We start from the raw sequence: 16363 nt of genomic DNA on the forward strand, positions 1-16363 counted from the left end.
CCATGTCATTAACGATCGGCAAAAAATCAATCGGCGAGAAAGTGTTCGACACCGCCAACGTGGTGTTTCTCATTCTGTTCTCGATCACGGCGGTATATCCGTTTCTTAATGTGATGTCGATATCGTTCAGCACGTCATCCGCAGCCAATGCCTACGGCTTGAAGCTGTGGCCGCAAGAGGTGTCGCTGGACGGATACCGGGCCGTCTTTGCGAACAAGCTCATCTGGACCGGCTATTACAATACGATCTTCCGTACGGTCCTCGGCACGTTCTTGAATGTGATTTTCTCGGTGATGTGCGCTTACCCGCTCTCCAAAAAATATTTGCCTCACCGCAATCTGTTTACGGCCTTCATCGTATTCACGATGTTTTTCAGCGGCGGCCTGATTCCGAATTATTTGCTGATTAAGGAACTGGGGCTTCTCGACAGCCGCTGGTCGCTGATTCTGCCGGGACTGATTGCCGCATTTACGATGATTATCGTGCGCAACTACTTCATGTCTCTTCCGGAAGAGGTAGAAGAATCGGCGCGCATCGACGGCGCCAACGACATGCGCATTCTGTTCTCGATCGTGCTTCCGATGTCCATGCCGATAATCGCGACTATTTCGCTCTGGTATGCGGTCGCCCATTGGAATGCCTGGTTCGATTCGCTGCTCTATATTTCCGACCCGAACAAGGCGGTGCTCGGCAATGTGCTGCGCAAAATCGTCATCGAAGGCTCGTCCCAATTCCAGCAATTCGACCAGGGCTTCAATCAGAACGGGCAGACCGCCGTCACGCCGGACATTATTAAGGCCGCGACAATCATGGTTGCGACCGTTCCGATCATTTGCGTATATCCCTTTGTTCAAAAATATTTCGTAAAAGGCGTAATCGTCGGTTCATTGAAAGGATAGGTGATGGAGTATGAACAAGGAGCAGACACGACCGGGCCGGTCCCGCCGCCGGCGCGAACCGCAAGGCTTCTATATCGGGGCCGGGCAAGTCAAGATCGCGATGGAGCAGATCAGCCGCTTCGCCTGGGCAGAGCGGATGGCAGAGGAGATGAAGCGGGAATGCGATGATTTTTTGGAGCTGGAGGACGCCTTCGTCTACGACGTGGTCCTCAGCATGCGGGGGCAGACCTTCGCCTACGGCATTACGGGCTGTCCGTCATGCGGCTCCGCCTATCCTTCGCGTCCGGAAGAGCTGAAGCCGTGGCTGTCGGGGTGGGAAGCGTTTCCGGCCAAAAAGGTGACCTGCCCGGCCTGCCGGGTCACGGTGCCGAACGAGCGGTATCCGGACGGCGGCAGCGGCTTCGAGCAGGAAGGCAAGGCCTGCTATCCGATCGGCATGTGGAATTTCGCCATTGCCGGGGAATGGCTGGGCGGCGTGCGCAATCATGAGGGCCTGGTCACGAAGCTGACTTATCTGTATATGCTGACCGGCGAGGAACGGTATGCGCGCAGGGCGATTGTGCTGCTCGACGCGTTCAGCGCCATCTGGGAGGGCACAATCGGGCCCCGCGATTTCACGCCGTTCGGAAGCTCTTACGAGATCGGCAGGCTCCATCTGCTGACAAGCATCGTCTTCCGCATCAAAGTGTTCCTCGCGCATGACTATGATTGGCTGTCCCGTCTGCCGGAAATGGACGAGCCTTCGCTCGGATGCCGGCTTGCCGGTACCGGGGAGGGGATGTCGGTGCGGGACAATATCGAGCGCATGCTGGATGAATATTTGCTGGATGAGCCCGGCGGTCCGGTCTATGATCTGCGCGGAGGCCGGCTGACGCTGCTCAACAATCATGAAGCGGACGGCGTGCGCGCCATGCTGGCCGTCGGTCTCGCCCTGGATGTTCCGTCGTATGGGGAATGGGGCATTCAGGCGGTGAAGGGATTTTTCTACAATGCGATTGGACGCGACGGGATGTATTTCGAAGGCTCCTTCGGCTATGCCCTGTTCACGATCGGGGTGCTGCTGGATATGGCCCTGCTCGCGCAGCGGACGGCTGAGGCGAAGGGAATGGGCGAATCATTCCAGCCGTTCAACAGCCGCCGTTTCTTCCGCTTCGCGGTCCAGAATCCGCTTGCGATGTGCTGCCAGGGGCATCTGCCCAGCTACGGAGATTGGGGCCGGGATGAGACGGCAGGCACGGACATCCGGCCCGAGGTGCTGTCTGCGGCCTACCGAGCCGCCCTTCAATTCGCTTATTTCGCGACGGATGCGGATATCCGGGCGGAGGCCCGCGCCATGCTGGCCGCCTGGCGCGAGCAGGCGGAACCGCTGCTCGGCTCGTCGGGCCTGGACCTGTTCCTGCCCCATGAGAGCGGAGACCAGCGGGGAGGCCCGGCAGCCGCTCCGAAGTCCGGCGGCGTGACGGCGGCCGGCCAGGGCGGGTACATCGTGCTGCGCGACAAGCATGACATGACGCTGCTGACACGCTACGGCCCGAACTTGACGCATGCCCACGACGATGTGCTGAGCTATCAATGGTATGCCGGCGGCCGAGAGATTACGGCCGATTTGGGCTACGGCATTTATGGGACGAACAGCCATTTCGGCTGGGCCTCCAAGGCGATCGCTCACCCGACGGTCGTTCTCCGCCAGGATGAACAGATCGGCCGCGGCCAGATCTATAAGCCGTTCGCCGGAGGCGAGGCGGCGTTTATTTACGAGCGGGACGGCTGGGCGGCAAGCGAATGCGCCGCGCCCGCGCTCTATGAGGCGGAGCGGTACCAGCGGCTGCTTGCTGCGGTCCCGCTCAGCCGGGGGCGCTCCTACGTGCTCGATATCTTCGATGTCGCGGCGGCGGGGGACAAAGATTTGGCGCTTCATGCCTTCCACGAACCGAGCCGCTTGGATATAGCCGGCTGGGAGGAGACAGAGACTGCCGCATGGACGCTGGCTGGGGCGCTGAGTCGGGAGCGGTCCGGCGGCGAGCTCTATTATGACCGCCCGGGGCTAAGCTTCGGAGAGCGTCTGACGACAGGGGAGACCTTCAACTCGCTGCAGCCGGGGGAAGAGGAGCGGCTGTGGACGGCCGTGCCGAACAATGGCTACGGCTATATTTACGGTATCCGGGAGCTGCGGCCGGACGAGAGCCGGGCCGCAGATGCAAGCTCCGTCGTTCATGCCCGCTGGAAGACGGGGGACGCCGAGGCGCATTGGCATATCATGCTGGACGGGGAGGAAACGCTCTATACGGGCACTGGCCCGAATCTGGACGGGAGCGCGGCCCATCCGTTTTTCATCATTCACAGCGGGAAAGAAGCGAAGCGGTTCATCTCGGTCTCTTATGCGGGGAACGATGTGATGCTCGTCTCCGTGCGGAAGGAAGCGGTGTCCGGCCTCCGAGGCGGCACGGCGTCCGTGGTGACGCTGGTCTGGTCGGACGGCACCCAAGACCTGTGGCTGTACAGCCCGGACAGCGACGTGTATGAGTGGCAAGCGGAGGATGGCATGGCTGCCGTGGCCGGCCGGTGCGGATGCTTCCGTCTGCGGAGCCCGGAGCAGGAACACCCGCAGCTGCATCCGGTTCGTGCGGAAGAGGTCCGGTTCACCCCCGTTCCCGCCAGAGCTCCGGGCCGGGCCGAACCATGCACCGCGTACGGGTATGGCGAGGAGGAATATGATGTCGTGCGGATCGATTGGCCTAGGGCGCAGTTGACCGTCCGCGGCTTGAGGCTGGCTGCCGGGCAGGAGCCACGGTTCATCGCTCTCCGGGGAGCCCGGCGGACAGCGGCCGCGGTGTATCCGGCAAGGCTGGAGGAGAGCGGGCCTGATGAGCATATCGTTCATCTGCTGGACGAGATGATCGTGTCGACGGGCATCGTCGCCGAAGCGGAGGGAGACCGGATCGCGACGAAGATACCGCTCCCCTTCGCCGCGCCCGGAGCGGGCAGGAGCGCCTTTTGCGGGATGAGAGTCGTCGGCGCTTGCGGCGGACAGGCGGTTATACGGGATGTTCCCGATCTGACGACGCTTCGCATCGAGCCGATCCATCCTTTCCAAGCCGGGGAAGCCTTTGACATCGTGGATATGGATGAAATTATGTTCATCCGCTTGATGGGATGAGGTCGATCATGAACATACAGGAAAGGACGTGGATGGCCTTGACCAGGCTGCTGCATCAATTGCCTACCGAGATTCGAATCGGCGTCATCGGACCGCTGGAACTGCTGCCGCTTATTTTGCAGACGCTCAAAGCGTTTCCTTCCTTTATTCCTGAGGTCAGGGTCTACCGGCATGAATCGGAAGCGGTTGAACATACGCGGGAACTGATGCACAACGTGGAGGTGCTGCTGTTCTCCGGGCCCGAGCCGTACCGGCTGGCCCGGCAGAGGCTCACCCTGCCCGTGCCTGCGCTCTATGTGCCGAAGAGCGGGACCGGGCTGTACCGGGCCTTGTTCCATCTGGACCATAAATGCGACATGCAGGCCTGCACGGTTGATTCGCTCTCGAAGCTGGCCGTGGAACGGGTCTTCACCGAGCTGGGCATACGCGGGATCGATATGTATTACTGTGAAGGCGACCCGCTGATCTCGCGGGATGACGTCCTGCAATTTCATGTGCGGCATTATGAACAAGGCAAGAGCAGCGCGGCGCTGACAGGGAGCCGGGAAGTGTCGGAGATGCTCAGCATTTACGGCGTTCCGAACGAATGGGTTATGCCCACCGAGCATGACATCACGGTCAGCCTGGAACGGGCGCTGCTCTCGACGGAAACCCGGCGCAGCAAGGAAGCGCAGTTCGTCATTGGGCTCATTCATATAGAAGGACCGGAGATCGAAGCCTCGCGGCAGGACGCCGGCCGGACGAAGGAGGGAATACGCCGGACGGTTCAAGGCTTCGTCGAATCGCTGAACGGGCATGCCGCTCAAGTCAATCCCGGTGAATATTTGTTCGTGACAACACGCGGCGCCTTCGAGGCGGTGACCGGAGGCTATAAATCGATTGAGCTCGCGAAGGAAATCGGAGCGGCGTACGGCGTGACGATGAGCATCGGCGCCGGCTTCGGGACGAGCGCAAGCGATGCGGGCGCACATGCCGAGCTTGCGCTGCGCCACGCCATGGACGCCGGCGGCAATATTTGCTTCATCGTGCGCGAAGACAGGAGCATTATCGGTCCGCTGGAGATGGCCGAGGCGAACGAGTGCGATATGTCGCTGATCGATTTCAAGCTGGTGAAGGAAGCGGAAGCCGCCGGCTTGTCCCCGATGCATCTGAGCAAGCTCGTCGCCCAAGTCGCCCGCACGGGAAGGACGGAATACAGCGCTTTCGAGCTGGCCATCATTTTGAACATTACGGTGCGGAGCACGCATCGTCTGCTCTCGCTCTGGCTGGATGCCGGCCTGATCGAGATTGCCCGCGAGGTCAAGGCTCCGTCCAAGGGGCGGCCGAAGCAGATATACCGCTTTCCGTTCCTGGAAGAGCTGGTGCGCTGACATTCGCCGGGCCGCATTGCGCTCGCCCCCGTCATCGAATCCAACAAATAACCATGGATGTCCCTATCCATGGTTATTTGTCCTTCTTCCTCCCCATACGATTATAGTAAACCACTATGGATAGGAGAATTCGATGAGACCACGCCAATTTCGGACCGGCCCCGTCTTGGCCGTATTACTGTTTTTGCTTGTATTGTGGCCTGCCATGCAGCTGTACGGAATGTTGAAGTCTTCCCACACTTCATCCGATCCGCTCTCGATGCTGTATGAGGTTGCCCAGTTCCAGATTAGCCTGTGGCAAGGAACGATGCAGGAGGCGAAGCGATACGAGTCGACCGCTCCGCTGAACAAGGTGAAGCTCGTCGCTTATTCGGCCGGCTATACGCATGATCGTCTCGTCCGGGCCGCAGGAGATGAGCGGCTGGCTACGCTTCCCGGACTGAGCCGGTTCGTTGAATTCATCACGGTCCTGCAGATTAGCGGCGATCGTCAATTGACCGATCTGGAGCGTGAGGTTCTCGAACAGGCGGCGGCCATCTCGGCTCAGCTATCGGACAGCTATGCCGGACTGTTCTCTTCGTCAGGCAAGATTATCGGCTCGAAGAACGAAGCGCTGCAAGCGGCCGATCAGCGCCTTGCCGAGACGCTGGAGCGGTACTTTCATCCCGAATAGCAATCAATCATTTGCGTGACAACCATCGCAAGGAATGATAGTATAAGGTTCGCACGGCAAGTACAGACTAATTTTGACATGCATTTCATAATATCTTCAAATTACGCTCCGACGGGCATGTTCAACTATGTTATAATGATTATCAATTGATAATATTCAAAATTTATCAAAAGCAGGTGAATGAGCAATGCACATCGTGGTCGTCGGCATGAATTATCGTACGGCGCCTGTGGAGATACGGGAGAAGTTCGCGCTGCAGGAGAAGGATTGGCAAGAGGCTATCCGGCAACTGCGGAATACGAAGAGCGTCATGGAATGCGTGATTGTGTCGACATGCAACCGCACGGAAATGTACGTTGTCGTCGATCGTCTGCATATGTGCGGTTATTTCATCCGCAGCTTCATGGAGCAATGGTTCGGAATTCCAAGGCAGCAATTCACGCCTTACTTATATATATATGAAGATGATCGGGCGGTAGAGCATTTGTTCCGGGTCACCTCGGGTCTCGATTCGATGGTTATCGGCGAGACGCAGATCCTGGGACAGATTCGTTCGGCCTTTTTGTTCGCGCAGCAGGAAGGAACGACCGGCACCTGGTTCAATACGCTGTTCAAGCAGGCGATTACGATGGCCAAGCGTGCCCATGCCGAGACGAACATCAATGACAATGCGGTGTCGGTCAGCTACGCCGCGGTCGAGCTGGGCAAGCGAATCTTCGGCTCTTTCCAGGGCAAGAAGGTGCTGATTCTCGGAGCGGGCAAGATGAGCGAGCTGACGGTGAAGCATCTCTATTCGAACGGCGCAGCCGAGGTCATGGTCGTGAACCGCACGTTCTCGCGCGCCCGGGAGCTGGCCGAACAGTTCCACGGCCGGGCCGGGACCCTGGAGGATGCCGGGGCATTCCTGCGCGAAGCGGATATTGTGATCAGCTCGACCGGAGCTCAGCAGTATATTATGACTGCGCAGGATGTCGAACGGGTGATGAAGCTGCGCAAATCGCGCCCGCTTTTCCTGATTGACATCGCCGTGCCGCGGGATCTTGATCCCGAGATTGGCAGCGTATCCAATGTGTTCCTGTATGACATCGACGATCTCGAAGGCATCGTGGAGAGCAATCTGGAGCAGCGCCGCAAGGAAGCCGCCAAGATTGAAGCGATGATCGCGAAAGAGCTCGATGAATACCGCCAATGGCTGAAGATGCTTGGCGTTACGCCGGTCATCCGCGCCCTGCAGACGAAGGCGGAGCGTATCCATCAGGATACGCTGGAGAGCCTGTTCAACAAGCTTCCGGACATGTCCGAGCGGGAGGTGAAGCTGATTCGCCGCCTCACGAAGAGCATGCTGAACCAGATGATGCATGATCCGATCCTGCAGATCAAGGAGCTTGCTGCGGAGACGAACGGGGATGAGGCGCTTCAGCTGTTTACCCAACTGTTCGCTCTGGAAGAGACGATGGCTGCTTCCGAGCCGGACAAGGGAACGAAGCGGGAATCCGCTGCGGTCTCCTCCCGGCGCGATGAAGAGCCGGAACGGACCAAGCCGGTTCTGTCATGGGCCGCGGTTACTTGGTAGACGGCGTTCAGGAGGCGGCAGGTTCATATGTTGACGAATAGCTGGATTTACGATGCGATTATTTACACATATGCCCTGAGCCTTCTGTTTTATTTTTCCGATACCGTTGGGAGGAATCGGAGAGCGAAGCGGATGGGCACAGGGCTTCTTGTTTTTGTATGGGTGCTGCAGACGATTTTTCTCGTCGTGCGCATTATCCGTCACCAGGATGTCCCGATTATCAGCAGCTTTGAGTTTATGTTTCTGTTCTCTTGGCTGCTCGTCACGGCGTCCTTGGCGATCAACCGTTTTTTTTCGATTGAGTATGTCGTATTTTTTGTCAATCTGGTTGGGTTTGCGCTGCTCATTATCAATATGCTGAATGATCCGACATCCTCCTCCGTCATGGCGGAGTGGGAGATGATGCACAATCTGCTTGTCTTTCATATCACGCTGGCCGCCTGCGGCTTTGCGGCCTTGACCGTAGGGGCGATCTTTTCGGGGATGTACGTCTTTTTGCATCACCGTCTGAAGAGAAGGCAATGGTCGGAAGCCGTGCGGCGCTTGCCCAGCCTGGAGCGGATGGAGCGAATGTCTTATTTCGCCGTCATCATCGGGATTCCGTTCTTCCTGCTCTCTCTGGCGGTCGCGATCGGCGTGGTGCTGTTGGGCAACCGGATCGAGCTTTTGACCGATTTCAAGATTTGGTTCACTTTAATCGCCCTTGCTCTTTATTTTTCTTATTTTTGGGTGAGAACCCGGGCCGTGCTGACAGGGTTACGGCTCGCATTGTGGAATGTAGGATGTTATGCGTTTATGGTGCTGAATTTCAGCTTGAATTCCTTATCGGCATTTCATCGCTAGATGGGAGTGGAGAACATGGAGCATACGGCCGATCCCTGTCCGCTGTATCCGCTGATGCTTCGACTCGCCGGGCGCCGGTGCGTCGTCATCGGAGGCGGGTCCGTGGCCGCGCGCAAAGTAACCTCATTGCTGGCCAGCGGCGCCGAAGTCACGGTAGTCAGCCCGAGGTTGACGCCGGAGCTTGGGCGCTTGGCGCATGAGGGGCGGATTGGTTGCCGGGAACGCGAATACGAGTCAGCCGACGTGGAGGGAGCCCTGCTCGTATTCGCGGCCACGGATCGCCCGTCCGTGAATGAACGGGTGGCGGAGGATGCCCGCCGGGCCGGGGCGTTAATCAATATGGCCCATGATCCGGAGGGCAGCGACTTCGCCAATCCCGGTTCCGCGCGGAAAGGGATGGTTCAGGTGGCGGTCTACGCGGGCGGTGCCAGCCCGACGTTGACCCGCCGGCTTACGGCGAAGCTGGCCGGGCAGGTGGATGACGGGCTGGCCGATCTGGCAGCCCGTCTCTCTTCCGCCCGCCGTGCTGCAAGAGCCCGCATCGAGGCGCCGGAGCGCCGTCATGAGCTGCTGCGCCGGTATGCCGGCGACTGCTGGCAGGCCTATGAGCTGGGCAAGGAAGCTCCCGCTTGGCACGAGTGGCTAGAACGCCGTTGTCCGGGTGCCCTGAGCCCGTCTGGCATGGCTGCGGTGCCCGGCCGGGAGGAGCAGCCTGGCACGAATGGAACGCTTGTCATCGAAGGCCCGCCTGGCGCGGGAGCGGAGGCGGGCGGCAAGGTGCCCCGCGGGTAGGGCAGCAAGCAGCGGAACGGCAATAGCATGCTGAACAGGCAGGCAATAAGGAGGATTCATATGCGAACAATTATCGTTGGAACCCGGCAGAGCGCGTTGGCGCTTACCCAGACCGGCCATGTCATCTCCGCGCTGGAAGCGATCTGCGCACGGCATGGCTTGCCCTACCGGTTCGAGATTCGAAAAATCGTGACCAAAGGGGACCGCATCCTGGACGTGACGCTGTCGAAGGTCGGCGGCAAGGGATTGTTCGTCAAGGAGATCGAGCAGGCCCTGGCAGACCGCGAGATAGATATGGCGGTCCACAGCATGAAGGACATGCCGTGGCAGCTTCAGGAGGGGCTGATGATCGGGGCCATTCCGAAGCGGGAGGATCCGCGCGATGGCTTAATCATGAAGACGGGAAGCTCTTTGAGCGATTTGCCGCAGGGGGCCACGGTCGGCACGAGCAGTCTGCGGCGCTCCTGTCAGCTCCAGGCGCTGCGGCCCGACTTGAAGATTGTACCGCTGCGCGGCAATATCGACACTCGTCTGCGCAAGCTGGAGACGGAGGGGCTGGATGCCATCGTGCTGGCGGCCGCGGGGCTTCACCGCATGGGATGGCAGGATCGCATCACCTCCTATTTATCCGAGGAGGAGTGCGTGCCCGCGGTGGGGCAAGGCGCCCTCGGCATCGAATGCCGCGAGGAGGATGAAGACTTGCGCAAGCTGCTCGAGTGCTACCATGATGCGGATACCGCCCGCACGGTGCAGGCGGAGCGGGCTTTTCTCGGCCGGCTCAACGGCGGCTGCCAGGTGCCGATCGGCGCGCATGCGGTGCTGGTCGGGGCCGGAGGTACGGTACGGCTGACCGGATTGGTCGGTTCCGCCGAGGATGGTACGATATTGAGAGAAACGATGGAAGGGGAACATCCCGAATCGCTCGGTGTTGCGGCCGCTCAGCGGCTGCTCGATCGAGGCGCGGACCGGATGCTGCCTTAAAAGGGGAGATATCGGATGGAGCAGCACCCCCGCCCGAAGGGCGTCGTCTATTTGGTCGGCGCCGGGCCCGGAGATGCCGGATTGATTACGGTAAAAGGCCTGCGCTGTCTGCAGGAGGCGGATGTCGTCGTCTATGACCGCTTGGCAGGTCCGCGTCTGATGCAGTACGCCAAGCGCGGGGCCCGCAAAATCTATGTAGGGAAGCTGCCGGATCGCCATGCGATGAAGCAGGAAGACATTAACCGGCTGCTCGTCGAGTTGGCCTTGGAGGGGCATACGGTGACCCGTCTGAAGGGCGGTGACCCCTGCGTCTTCGGACGCGTGGGCGAGGAGGCGGCCTTGCTGGCGGAGCATGGGATCCGCTATGAGATTGTCCCGGGCGTAACCTCCGCCGTGGCGGCCCCGGCGTATGCCGGCATTCCGGTGACCCACCGGAACCGCGCATCGTCCTTCTGCGTCGTGACCGGCCACGAGAGTCCGGACAAGCTGGACGAGATGATCGAATGGGACAAGCTGACGCAAGCGACCGGGACGCTGCTCTTTCTGATGGGCGTGGCGAAGCTGCGCTATATCGCGGAGCGGCTGATGGCCCACGGGCGGGCTCCGGATACGCCGGTGGCGCTCGTCCGCTGGGGAACGCGGGCGGAGCAGGCGACGATCACCGGCACGCTGGCCACGATTGCCGATGAGGCGGAACGGGCGGGCTTCGCTTCGCCGGCCGTCATCGTCGTCGGCGAGGTCGTGCTGGAGCGGGAGCGCCTGCAATGGGCGGAGCGCCGCCCGCTGTTCGGCCGGCGCGTGCTGGTGACGCGCGCCCGGGATCAGGCGAGCGAGCTGACGCGCCGGATTGAGGATGCCGGCGGGGAGGCGTATGAGTATCCGGTTATCGAGCTCCGCATGCCGGAATCGCCGGCCTCGCGCGAAGCGCTAAGCCAGGCGCTCACCCGGCCGGACGCTTATGACTGGCTCGTGCTGACGAGCGTCAACGGCGTCCGCTTCTGGTTCCGCCACCTGCGGGAGCATGGGGCGGATATCCGCCAGTGGGCCCATGTGCGCATCGTCTCGGTCGGGCCGAAGACGACGGAGGCGCTGGGGGAATACGGAATCCAGCCGGATATCGCGGCCGCCCAGTTCAGCCAGGAGGGCGTCTGGGAAGCGCTGCGTCCTCACGCCGCAGCCGGACAGCGGGCGCTGCTCGCCCGCGGAGACTTGTCCCGGCCCTGGCTGAGGAAGACGATGGAAGCGCATGGGCTGCATGCGGACGAGGTTGATCTGTACGAGACGGTGCTGCCGGAGGAGGACGACCCGGAGCTGGTCGAGATGCTGGAGCAGCAGATGATTCATATCGTGACGTTCACCAGTTCCTCGACCGTGACGAACCTGCTGGCGGCACTGCGCCGGATGGGGATGGACGATCCCGCACAGGCCCTGCGCGGCGCGCAGATCGCCTGCATCGGAGAGATTACGGCGCGGACGGCCCGGGAAGCCGGGCTGCATGTCGACGCGACCGCGGCTTCCTCGACGATCGATGGGCTGATGGAGGCCATGTTGGAGCTGGACAAGGAGAAGAAGACAGTATAAGGGCGAGTTCAAAAAGGCCGCTTGGCCGCTGCAGCAGGAAAGTTGCTTGAGCTCGAAGGGCGGTTTTTTTTCAAAGAACCTCGATATTTTTGCAAGGAGGCAAACAGTATGGCATATCCGACAACACGGCTCCGCCGCCTGCGGGGGACGGCAGCCATTCGCAATATGGTGAGGGAGACGGTGATTACCACTCATGATCTCATCATGCCCGTATTTGTAACCTTCGGCACGGGAATTAAGGAAGAGATTGCATCGATGCCGGGCGTATATCATTTCTCGCTCGATCTGCTCGATGCCGAAATCGATGAGATCGCGGCGCTGGGCATTCCGGCGATCGTGCTCTTCGGCGTGCCGGAGACGAAGGATGCGGCAGGCACCTCCGCTTTTGAAGAGGATGGAATCGTGCAGCGGGCGACGCGCCAGATCAAGGCCCGCCATCCGGAGCTGCTCGTGATCGCGGATACCTGCCTGTGCCAATATACGGACCATGGCCATTGCGGCATGATTCATGTGCATGAGGCGAACGGCGTGAAGACCGGGATCGTCGACAATGACGAGTCGCTTGCTTATCTCGTGCGCACGGCGGTATCCCAAGCCGCGGCGGGCGCCGACATCATCGCGCCTTCCAATATGATGGACGGCTTCGTGCACGCCATTCGGGCCGGCTTGGACGAGGCGGGCTTCGAATCGGTTCCGATCATGTCCTATTCGGTCAAATACGCCTCCGCCTTCTACGGCCCGTTCCGGGATGCGGCTCATTCCGCGCCGCAGTTCGGCGACCGCAAGACATACCAGATGGATCCGGCCAATGCGCGCGAAGCGCTGCGCGAAGCGGAAGCGGATGTCGCCGAAGGGGCGGACATGCTGATGGTGAAGCCGGCGATGGCCTATATGGATATTATCCGCACGCTGAAGGAACAATTCGATCTGCCGGTCGTCGCGTATAACGTCAGCGGCGAATATTCCATGGTCAAGGCGGCTGCCCGCATGGGCTGGATCGATGAGAAAGCCGTGACGATGGAACTGCTGGTCGGCTTGAAAAGAGCGGGAGCGGACACAATCATTACTTACCATGCGAAGGACGCGGCCCGCTGGCTGAAGGATGCGGAGTAAGGCGCCGGGTTCTTCCGGCACGAGAATAACCCCCGGACGGTCCGCCTTGGGCGGCCATCCGGGGGTATGAATTATTGAATAGGGCGTCAGTTGATATACGGGCTCTGGAACAGCTTGGACACGTCGATCGTGTATTGCGAATGGCCCAGCGACAAGATGCGCTGCTGTTCCAAATCGCGGATCACCTGTTCCAGCACGGTGCGGTGCACGCCGGCCAATCCAGCCATCGCGTCCGGATCGAACGCGTGGGGAATGTGGATTTTGTCGCCCTGCCGCTTCCCTTCATGCTGGGCGATGCGGACAATGTTCTTGACGACCCGGCTCGGCGCGTCAAGGAATGTCAGCTCCGAGACATGGCCGTTCGTCGAGCGCAGACGGCTGCAGAGCTGAATCATAATCTGCTTGGCGATGTCGTAGTGCGCACGCATCATCAGATGGAAGCTCTCGGAATTGACGGTGAGCAGTACGGTCTCTTCCAGCGTCTCGGCCGTCGCGGAGCGCGGTTTGCCGTCGATGAGGGCCAGCTCGCCGAAGCTGTCTCCCGCCTGGAAGACGGCGAGCGTCTTTTGCAGGCCTTGCCGGCTGGACGTATAGATTTTGACCGTCCCCCGCATGACGATACAGAAGGTATCGCCCGGCTCGCCTTGCTGGAAGAGCGTCGTATGCGGGTGATATTCGCGGCGAGAGGTGATGGAAGCGACGATATCGAGCTGTTCATCGCTGAGATCGGTGAATAACGGAACCCTTTTCAGTAACTCTATCATGTCTACTCCCTCTTTTGTCCGTAAGCATTTTGTACTAGTGTATCATACATCTGAGGAATAAATATAGGAGGAGCGATACCCATGACGGAAAATTTATCTGCGCGCCGCGATGCCCGTTCCCGCGCCGCTTTTGAGGAAGCCAAGCAGTACATACCTGGCGGCGTGAACAGTCCGGTCCGGGCCTTCAAATCGGTCGGCCTGACTCCGGTCTACGTAGAGCGCGGCTGCGGCTCCCGGATTTTTGATATCGACGGGAACGAATTTATCGACTATGTCTGCTCCTGGGGACCGCTTATCGTCGGGCACGCCCATCCGCAGGTCGTGCAGGCGATTCAGGAGACGGCGGCCAAGGGGACGAGCTTCGGCGCTCCGACCGAGCTGGAGACAATGATGGCCAAGACGGTGGTGGAGCGGGTGCCTTCCGTCGATATCGTCCGCATGGTCAATTCCGGCACGGAAGCGACGATGAGCGCGCTTCGCCTCGCCCGCGGCATTACGAAGCGAAGCAAAATATTAAAATTCGAAGGCTCCTATCACGGCCATGCGGACAGCTTGCTCATTAAGGCGGGCTCCGGCGTGGCGACGTTGGGCCTCCCTGACAGTCCGGGCGTCCCGGAAGGCGTGGCCAGCAATACGATTACGGTGCCGTACAACGACCTGGAAGGGGTCAAGCTCGCCTTCGAACGCTTCGGCGAGGAGCTGGCATGCGTCATTGTCGAGCCGGTCGCGGGCAATATGGGCGTCGTGCCGCCGCAGCCAGGCTTCCTGGAAGGGCTTCGCGCATTGACGGAGCAATACGGCAGCCTGCTCATCTTCGATGAAGTCATGACCGGCTTCCGCGTTGGCTATCACTGCGCGCAAGGCCGCTTCGGCGTTACGCCGGATCTGACCTGCTTCGGCAAGGTCATCGGCGGAGGCTTGCCGGTCGGCGCATATGGCGGCAAGCGGGAATATATGGAGCAGGTGGCGCCGAGCGGGCCGATTTATCAGGCGGGCACGCTGAGCGGCAACCCGCTGGCGATGGCGGCCGGCTATACGACGCTGTCGCTGCTGACGCCGGAAGTGTACGAGGAGCTGGAGCGCAAGGCGGCCAAGCTCGAGGAAGGCTTCCTGCGCAATGCGCGGGATACCGGCATCGCCTGCACGATCAACCGGGTTGGCTCGATGGTCTGCCCGTTCTTCACCGAGCAACCGGTGACCAACTTCGATTCGGCGCGCACGTCCGATCTCGAGCGCTTCCGCCGCTACTTTGCGGAGCTGCTTGATCGGGGCGTCAACATCGCGCCGTCCCAGTTCGAAGGCATGTTCGTATCGACGGCGCATACCGATCAAGATCTGGCTGCGACGATCGAGGCGCATTATGAAGCGTTAAAACGTCTGTAGGAGCATACCCGGCCCTGGTGTCAGCCGAAGTTGACACGGCGGCCGGTTTTTTATGAAGAGGAAGCACGGCGGCTCCGTGGCTGGCCGGTTATAGGGGATAGTACAGCGGACAGTACAGCGGACAGTACAGCGGACAGTACAGCAGACAGTACAGTATAACGAACGGCAAGCGCGGGAAGTCCGCGAATTGAGTGAAAAGGAGGTCATTGAAGATGGCGATCGGATGGAGGCGGCGGGGCGAATGGGCGGAGTTCATGCCGGAGCGCCGCATTCTGGCGTCGGAGGACGCGTTGCGCGCGTGGCTGCTGGAGACGCTTCGCATGCCGCCGAATATGCTGCGCCAGATGCTGGCGGAGGATAAAATCCGCACCGCCGGAGATCGGCTGCGGCTGCATCTGTTCCCGGAGGAAGCGATGACGACAGAGCCGGCGGATGAACCCGCCGAGATTCTATATGAAGACGATGCCGTGCTGGTCGCTTACAAGCCTGCGGGGATGGCGGTGCATGCGACTACGGCAGAGCAGGAGAAAAAGCGGGACAGTCTCGCGCATGCGATCGCATGCCATTACGCATGGACGGGCCAATCGCTGCGCGTCCGCCATATTCACCGTCTGGATACGGATACGACAGGTCCGGTCCTGATCGCAAAGCATGCGCTGCCGCATGCGGTCTTGGATGCCGACATGCGCAGCAAGGCGATTCGCCGCAGCTATGCGGCCATCGTCCAGGGGTGCCCCCGCATGAGCGCGGGGACGATCGATGCGCCGATCGGCAAGGATCGGCATCATCCGTCGCGCCGCCGGGTGAGCCCGACCGGCTCGCCTGCCGTAACCCATTACGCGGTCGAGCAGGCGGGACGGGATCTGTCGCTGGTCAAGCTCCGTCTGGAGACCGGGAGGACGCATCAGATTCGCGTCCATATGAGCCATATCGGCCACCCGCTTGCCGGAGACACGCTGTACGGCGGGGATGGCCGGCTGTTCGGGCGGCAGGCGCTCCATGGGGAAGCGCTGACCTTCCGCCATCCGCTGTCTGGCGAATGGCTGGAGATTCAGGCGCCATGGCCCGGAGACATGGCCCGTCTGCGCCAAAAAATATAGTCATGCTCCTCCTTTTCCGTCCATATACATGAAGTAGTGAACCGAGTCTGATGTCGCGCCGGCCAAGAAGACATGCATCCGGGTCCAGGGAAGATTCGCGATCACGGCGGAGATCAGAAGTACTGCGGGAGGAG

The 16363-nt window shown here is 60.5% G+C and carries 13 protein-coding genes; 12 read left to right on the forward strand and 1 reads right to left on the reverse strand.

Features of this window, described 5'->3' with window-relative positions:
- Nucleotides 1–2 precede the first annotated feature (2 nt).
- The 10 genes from L6439_RS06455 (at nucleotide 3) to hemB (ending at nucleotide 12982) form a co-directional block, all read left to right on the forward strand.
- The gene (locus L6439_RS06455) at nucleotides 3–899 is read left to right on the forward strand and encodes a carbohydrate ABC transporter permease (RefSeq protein ID WP_168182090.1); all 897 of its coding nucleotides are present in this window, start codon (nucleotides 3–5) and stop codon (nucleotides 897–899) included.
- A gap of 10 nt (nucleotides 900–909) precedes the next feature.
- Nucleotides 910–4056 (forward strand): heparinase II/III domain-containing protein, encoded by a 3147-nt coding sequence (locus L6439_RS06460; RefSeq protein ID WP_213468879.1) that lies wholly within the window; start codon nucleotides 910–912, stop codon nucleotides 4054–4056.
- An 8-nt stretch (nucleotides 4057–4064) separates the two neighbouring features.
- The gene (locus L6439_RS06465; RefSeq protein WP_237096771.1) at nucleotides 4065–5426 is read left to right on the forward strand and encodes a hypothetical protein; all 1362 of its coding nucleotides are present in this window, start codon (nucleotides 4065–4067) and stop codon (nucleotides 5424–5426) included.
- Between the two features lie 133 nt (nucleotides 5427–5559).
- Entirely contained in the window at nucleotides 5560–6099 is a 540-nt protein-coding gene (locus tag L6439_RS06470) for an S-adenosylmethionine decarboxylase (RefSeq protein ID WP_168182086.1), read from the forward strand.
- 187 nt (nucleotides 6100–6286) lie between these two features.
- The gene (hemA, locus tag L6439_RS06475) at nucleotides 6287–7672 is read left to right on the forward strand and encodes a glutamyl-tRNA reductase (RefSeq protein ID WP_213468880.1); all 1386 of its coding nucleotides are present in this window, start codon (nucleotides 6287–6289) and stop codon (nucleotides 7670–7672) included.
- Nucleotides 7673–7699: 27 nt separating this feature from the next.
- Complete coding sequence (locus L6439_RS06480) at nucleotides 7700–8515, forward strand: cytochrome C assembly family protein (RefSeq protein ID WP_168182082.1); 816 nt, start codon at nucleotides 7700–7702, stop codon at nucleotides 8513–8515.
- A gap of 15 nt (nucleotides 8516–8530) precedes the next feature.
- On the forward strand, nucleotides 8531–9307 hold the full coding sequence (locus L6439_RS06485; RefSeq protein ID WP_213468881.1) for a precorrin-2 dehydrogenase/sirohydrochlorin ferrochelatase family protein: 777 nt from the start codon (nucleotides 8531–8533) through the stop codon (nucleotides 9305–9307).
- Nucleotides 9308–9367: 60 nt separating this feature from the next.
- Nucleotides 9368–10288 (forward strand): hydroxymethylbilane synthase, encoded by a 921-nt coding sequence (gene hemC / locus L6439_RS06490; RefSeq protein ID WP_213468882.1) that lies wholly within the window; start codon nucleotides 9368–9370, stop codon nucleotides 10286–10288.
- Between the two features lie 15 nt (nucleotides 10289–10303).
- A complete protein-coding gene (cobA, locus tag L6439_RS06495; RefSeq protein ID WP_213468883.1) occupies nucleotides 10304–11869 on the forward strand; it encodes a uroporphyrinogen-III C-methyltransferase in 1566 nt (521 codons plus the stop codon).
- 108 nt (nucleotides 11870–11977) lie between these two features.
- The gene (gene hemB / locus L6439_RS06500; protein ID WP_168182075.1) at nucleotides 11978–12982 is read left to right on the forward strand and encodes a porphobilinogen synthase; all 1005 of its coding nucleotides are present in this window, start codon (nucleotides 11978–11980) and stop codon (nucleotides 12980–12982) included.
- 86 nt (nucleotides 12983–13068) lie between these two features.
- Here hemB and L6439_RS06505 read toward each other — a convergent pair whose 3' ends face one another.
- Nucleotides 13069–13746: a Crp/Fnr family transcriptional regulator gene (locus L6439_RS06505; RefSeq protein WP_168182074.1), complete on the reverse strand. Its 678-nt coding sequence runs from the start codon at nucleotides 13744–13746 to the stop codon at nucleotides 13069–13071.
- An 81-nt stretch (nucleotides 13747–13827) separates the two neighbouring features.
- Between L6439_RS06505 and hemL the strand changes: the two genes are divergently transcribed.
- Together hemL and L6439_RS06515 are read left to right on the forward strand one after the other, a co-directional pair.
- Nucleotides 13828–15129 carry a glutamate-1-semialdehyde 2,1-aminomutase gene (gene hemL / locus L6439_RS06510; protein ID WP_213468884.1) on the forward strand — a complete coding sequence of 434 codons (1302 nt, stop codon included), beginning with the start codon at nucleotides 13828–13830 and terminating at the stop codon, nucleotides 15127–15129.
- 212 nt (nucleotides 15130–15341) lie between these two features.
- Complete coding sequence (locus L6439_RS06515; protein ID WP_213468885.1) at nucleotides 15342–16229, forward strand: RluA family pseudouridine synthase; 888 nt, start codon at nucleotides 15342–15344, stop codon at nucleotides 16227–16229.
- Nucleotides 16230–16363 lie beyond the last annotated feature (134 nt).

This window comes from Paenibacillus dendritiformis (assembly GCF_021654795.1).
Taxonomy (GTDB): Bacteria; Bacillota; Bacilli; order Paenibacillales; family Paenibacillaceae; genus Paenibacillus_B.

Coding starts and splice junctions, on each gene's coding strand:
- L6439_RS06470 (WP_168182086.1), top strand. CDS start 5,560: ATGAGACCACGCCAATTTCGGACCGGCCCCGTCTTGGCCGTATTACTG.
- L6439_RS06480 (WP_168182082.1), top strand. CDS start 7,700: ATGTTGACGAATAGCTGGATTTACGATGCGATTATTTACACATATGCC.
- L6439_RS06465 (WP_237096771.1), top strand. CDS start 4,065: ATGAACATACAGGAAAGGACGTGGATGGCCTTGACCAGGCTGCTGCAT.
- L6439_RS06485 (WP_213468881.1), top strand. CDS start 8,531: ATGGAGCATACGGCCGATCCCTGTCCGCTGTATCCGCTGATGCTTCGA.
- hemB (WP_168182075.1), top strand. CDS start 11,978: ATGGCATATCCGACAACACGGCTCCGCCGCCTGCGGGGGACGGCAGCC.
- hemA (WP_213468880.1), top strand. CDS start 6,287: ATGCACATCGTGGTCGTCGGCATGAATTATCGTACGGCGCCTGTGGAG.
- L6439_RS06505 (WP_168182074.1), bottom strand. CDS start 13,746: ATGATAGAGTTACTGAAAAGGGTTCCGTTATTCACCGATCTCAGCGAT.
- cobA (WP_213468883.1), top strand. CDS start 10,304: ATGGAGCAGCACCCCCGCCCGAAGGGCGTCGTCTATTTGGTCGGCGCC.
- L6439_RS06515 (WP_213468885.1), top strand. CDS start 15,342: ATGGCGATCGGATGGAGGCGGCGGGGCGAATGGGCGGAGTTCATGCCG.
- L6439_RS06460 (WP_213468879.1), top strand. CDS start 910: ATGAACAAGGAGCAGACACGACCGGGCCGGTCCCGCCGCCGGCGCGAA.
- hemC (WP_213468882.1), top strand. CDS start 9,368: ATGCGAACAATTATCGTTGGAACCCGGCAGAGCGCGTTGGCGCTTACC.
- hemL (WP_213468884.1), top strand. CDS start 13,828: ATGACGGAAAATTTATCTGCGCGCCGCGATGCCCGTTCCCGCGCCGCT.
- L6439_RS06455 (WP_168182090.1), top strand. CDS start 3: ATGTCATTAACGATCGGCAAAAAATCAATCGGCGAGAAAGTGTTCGAC.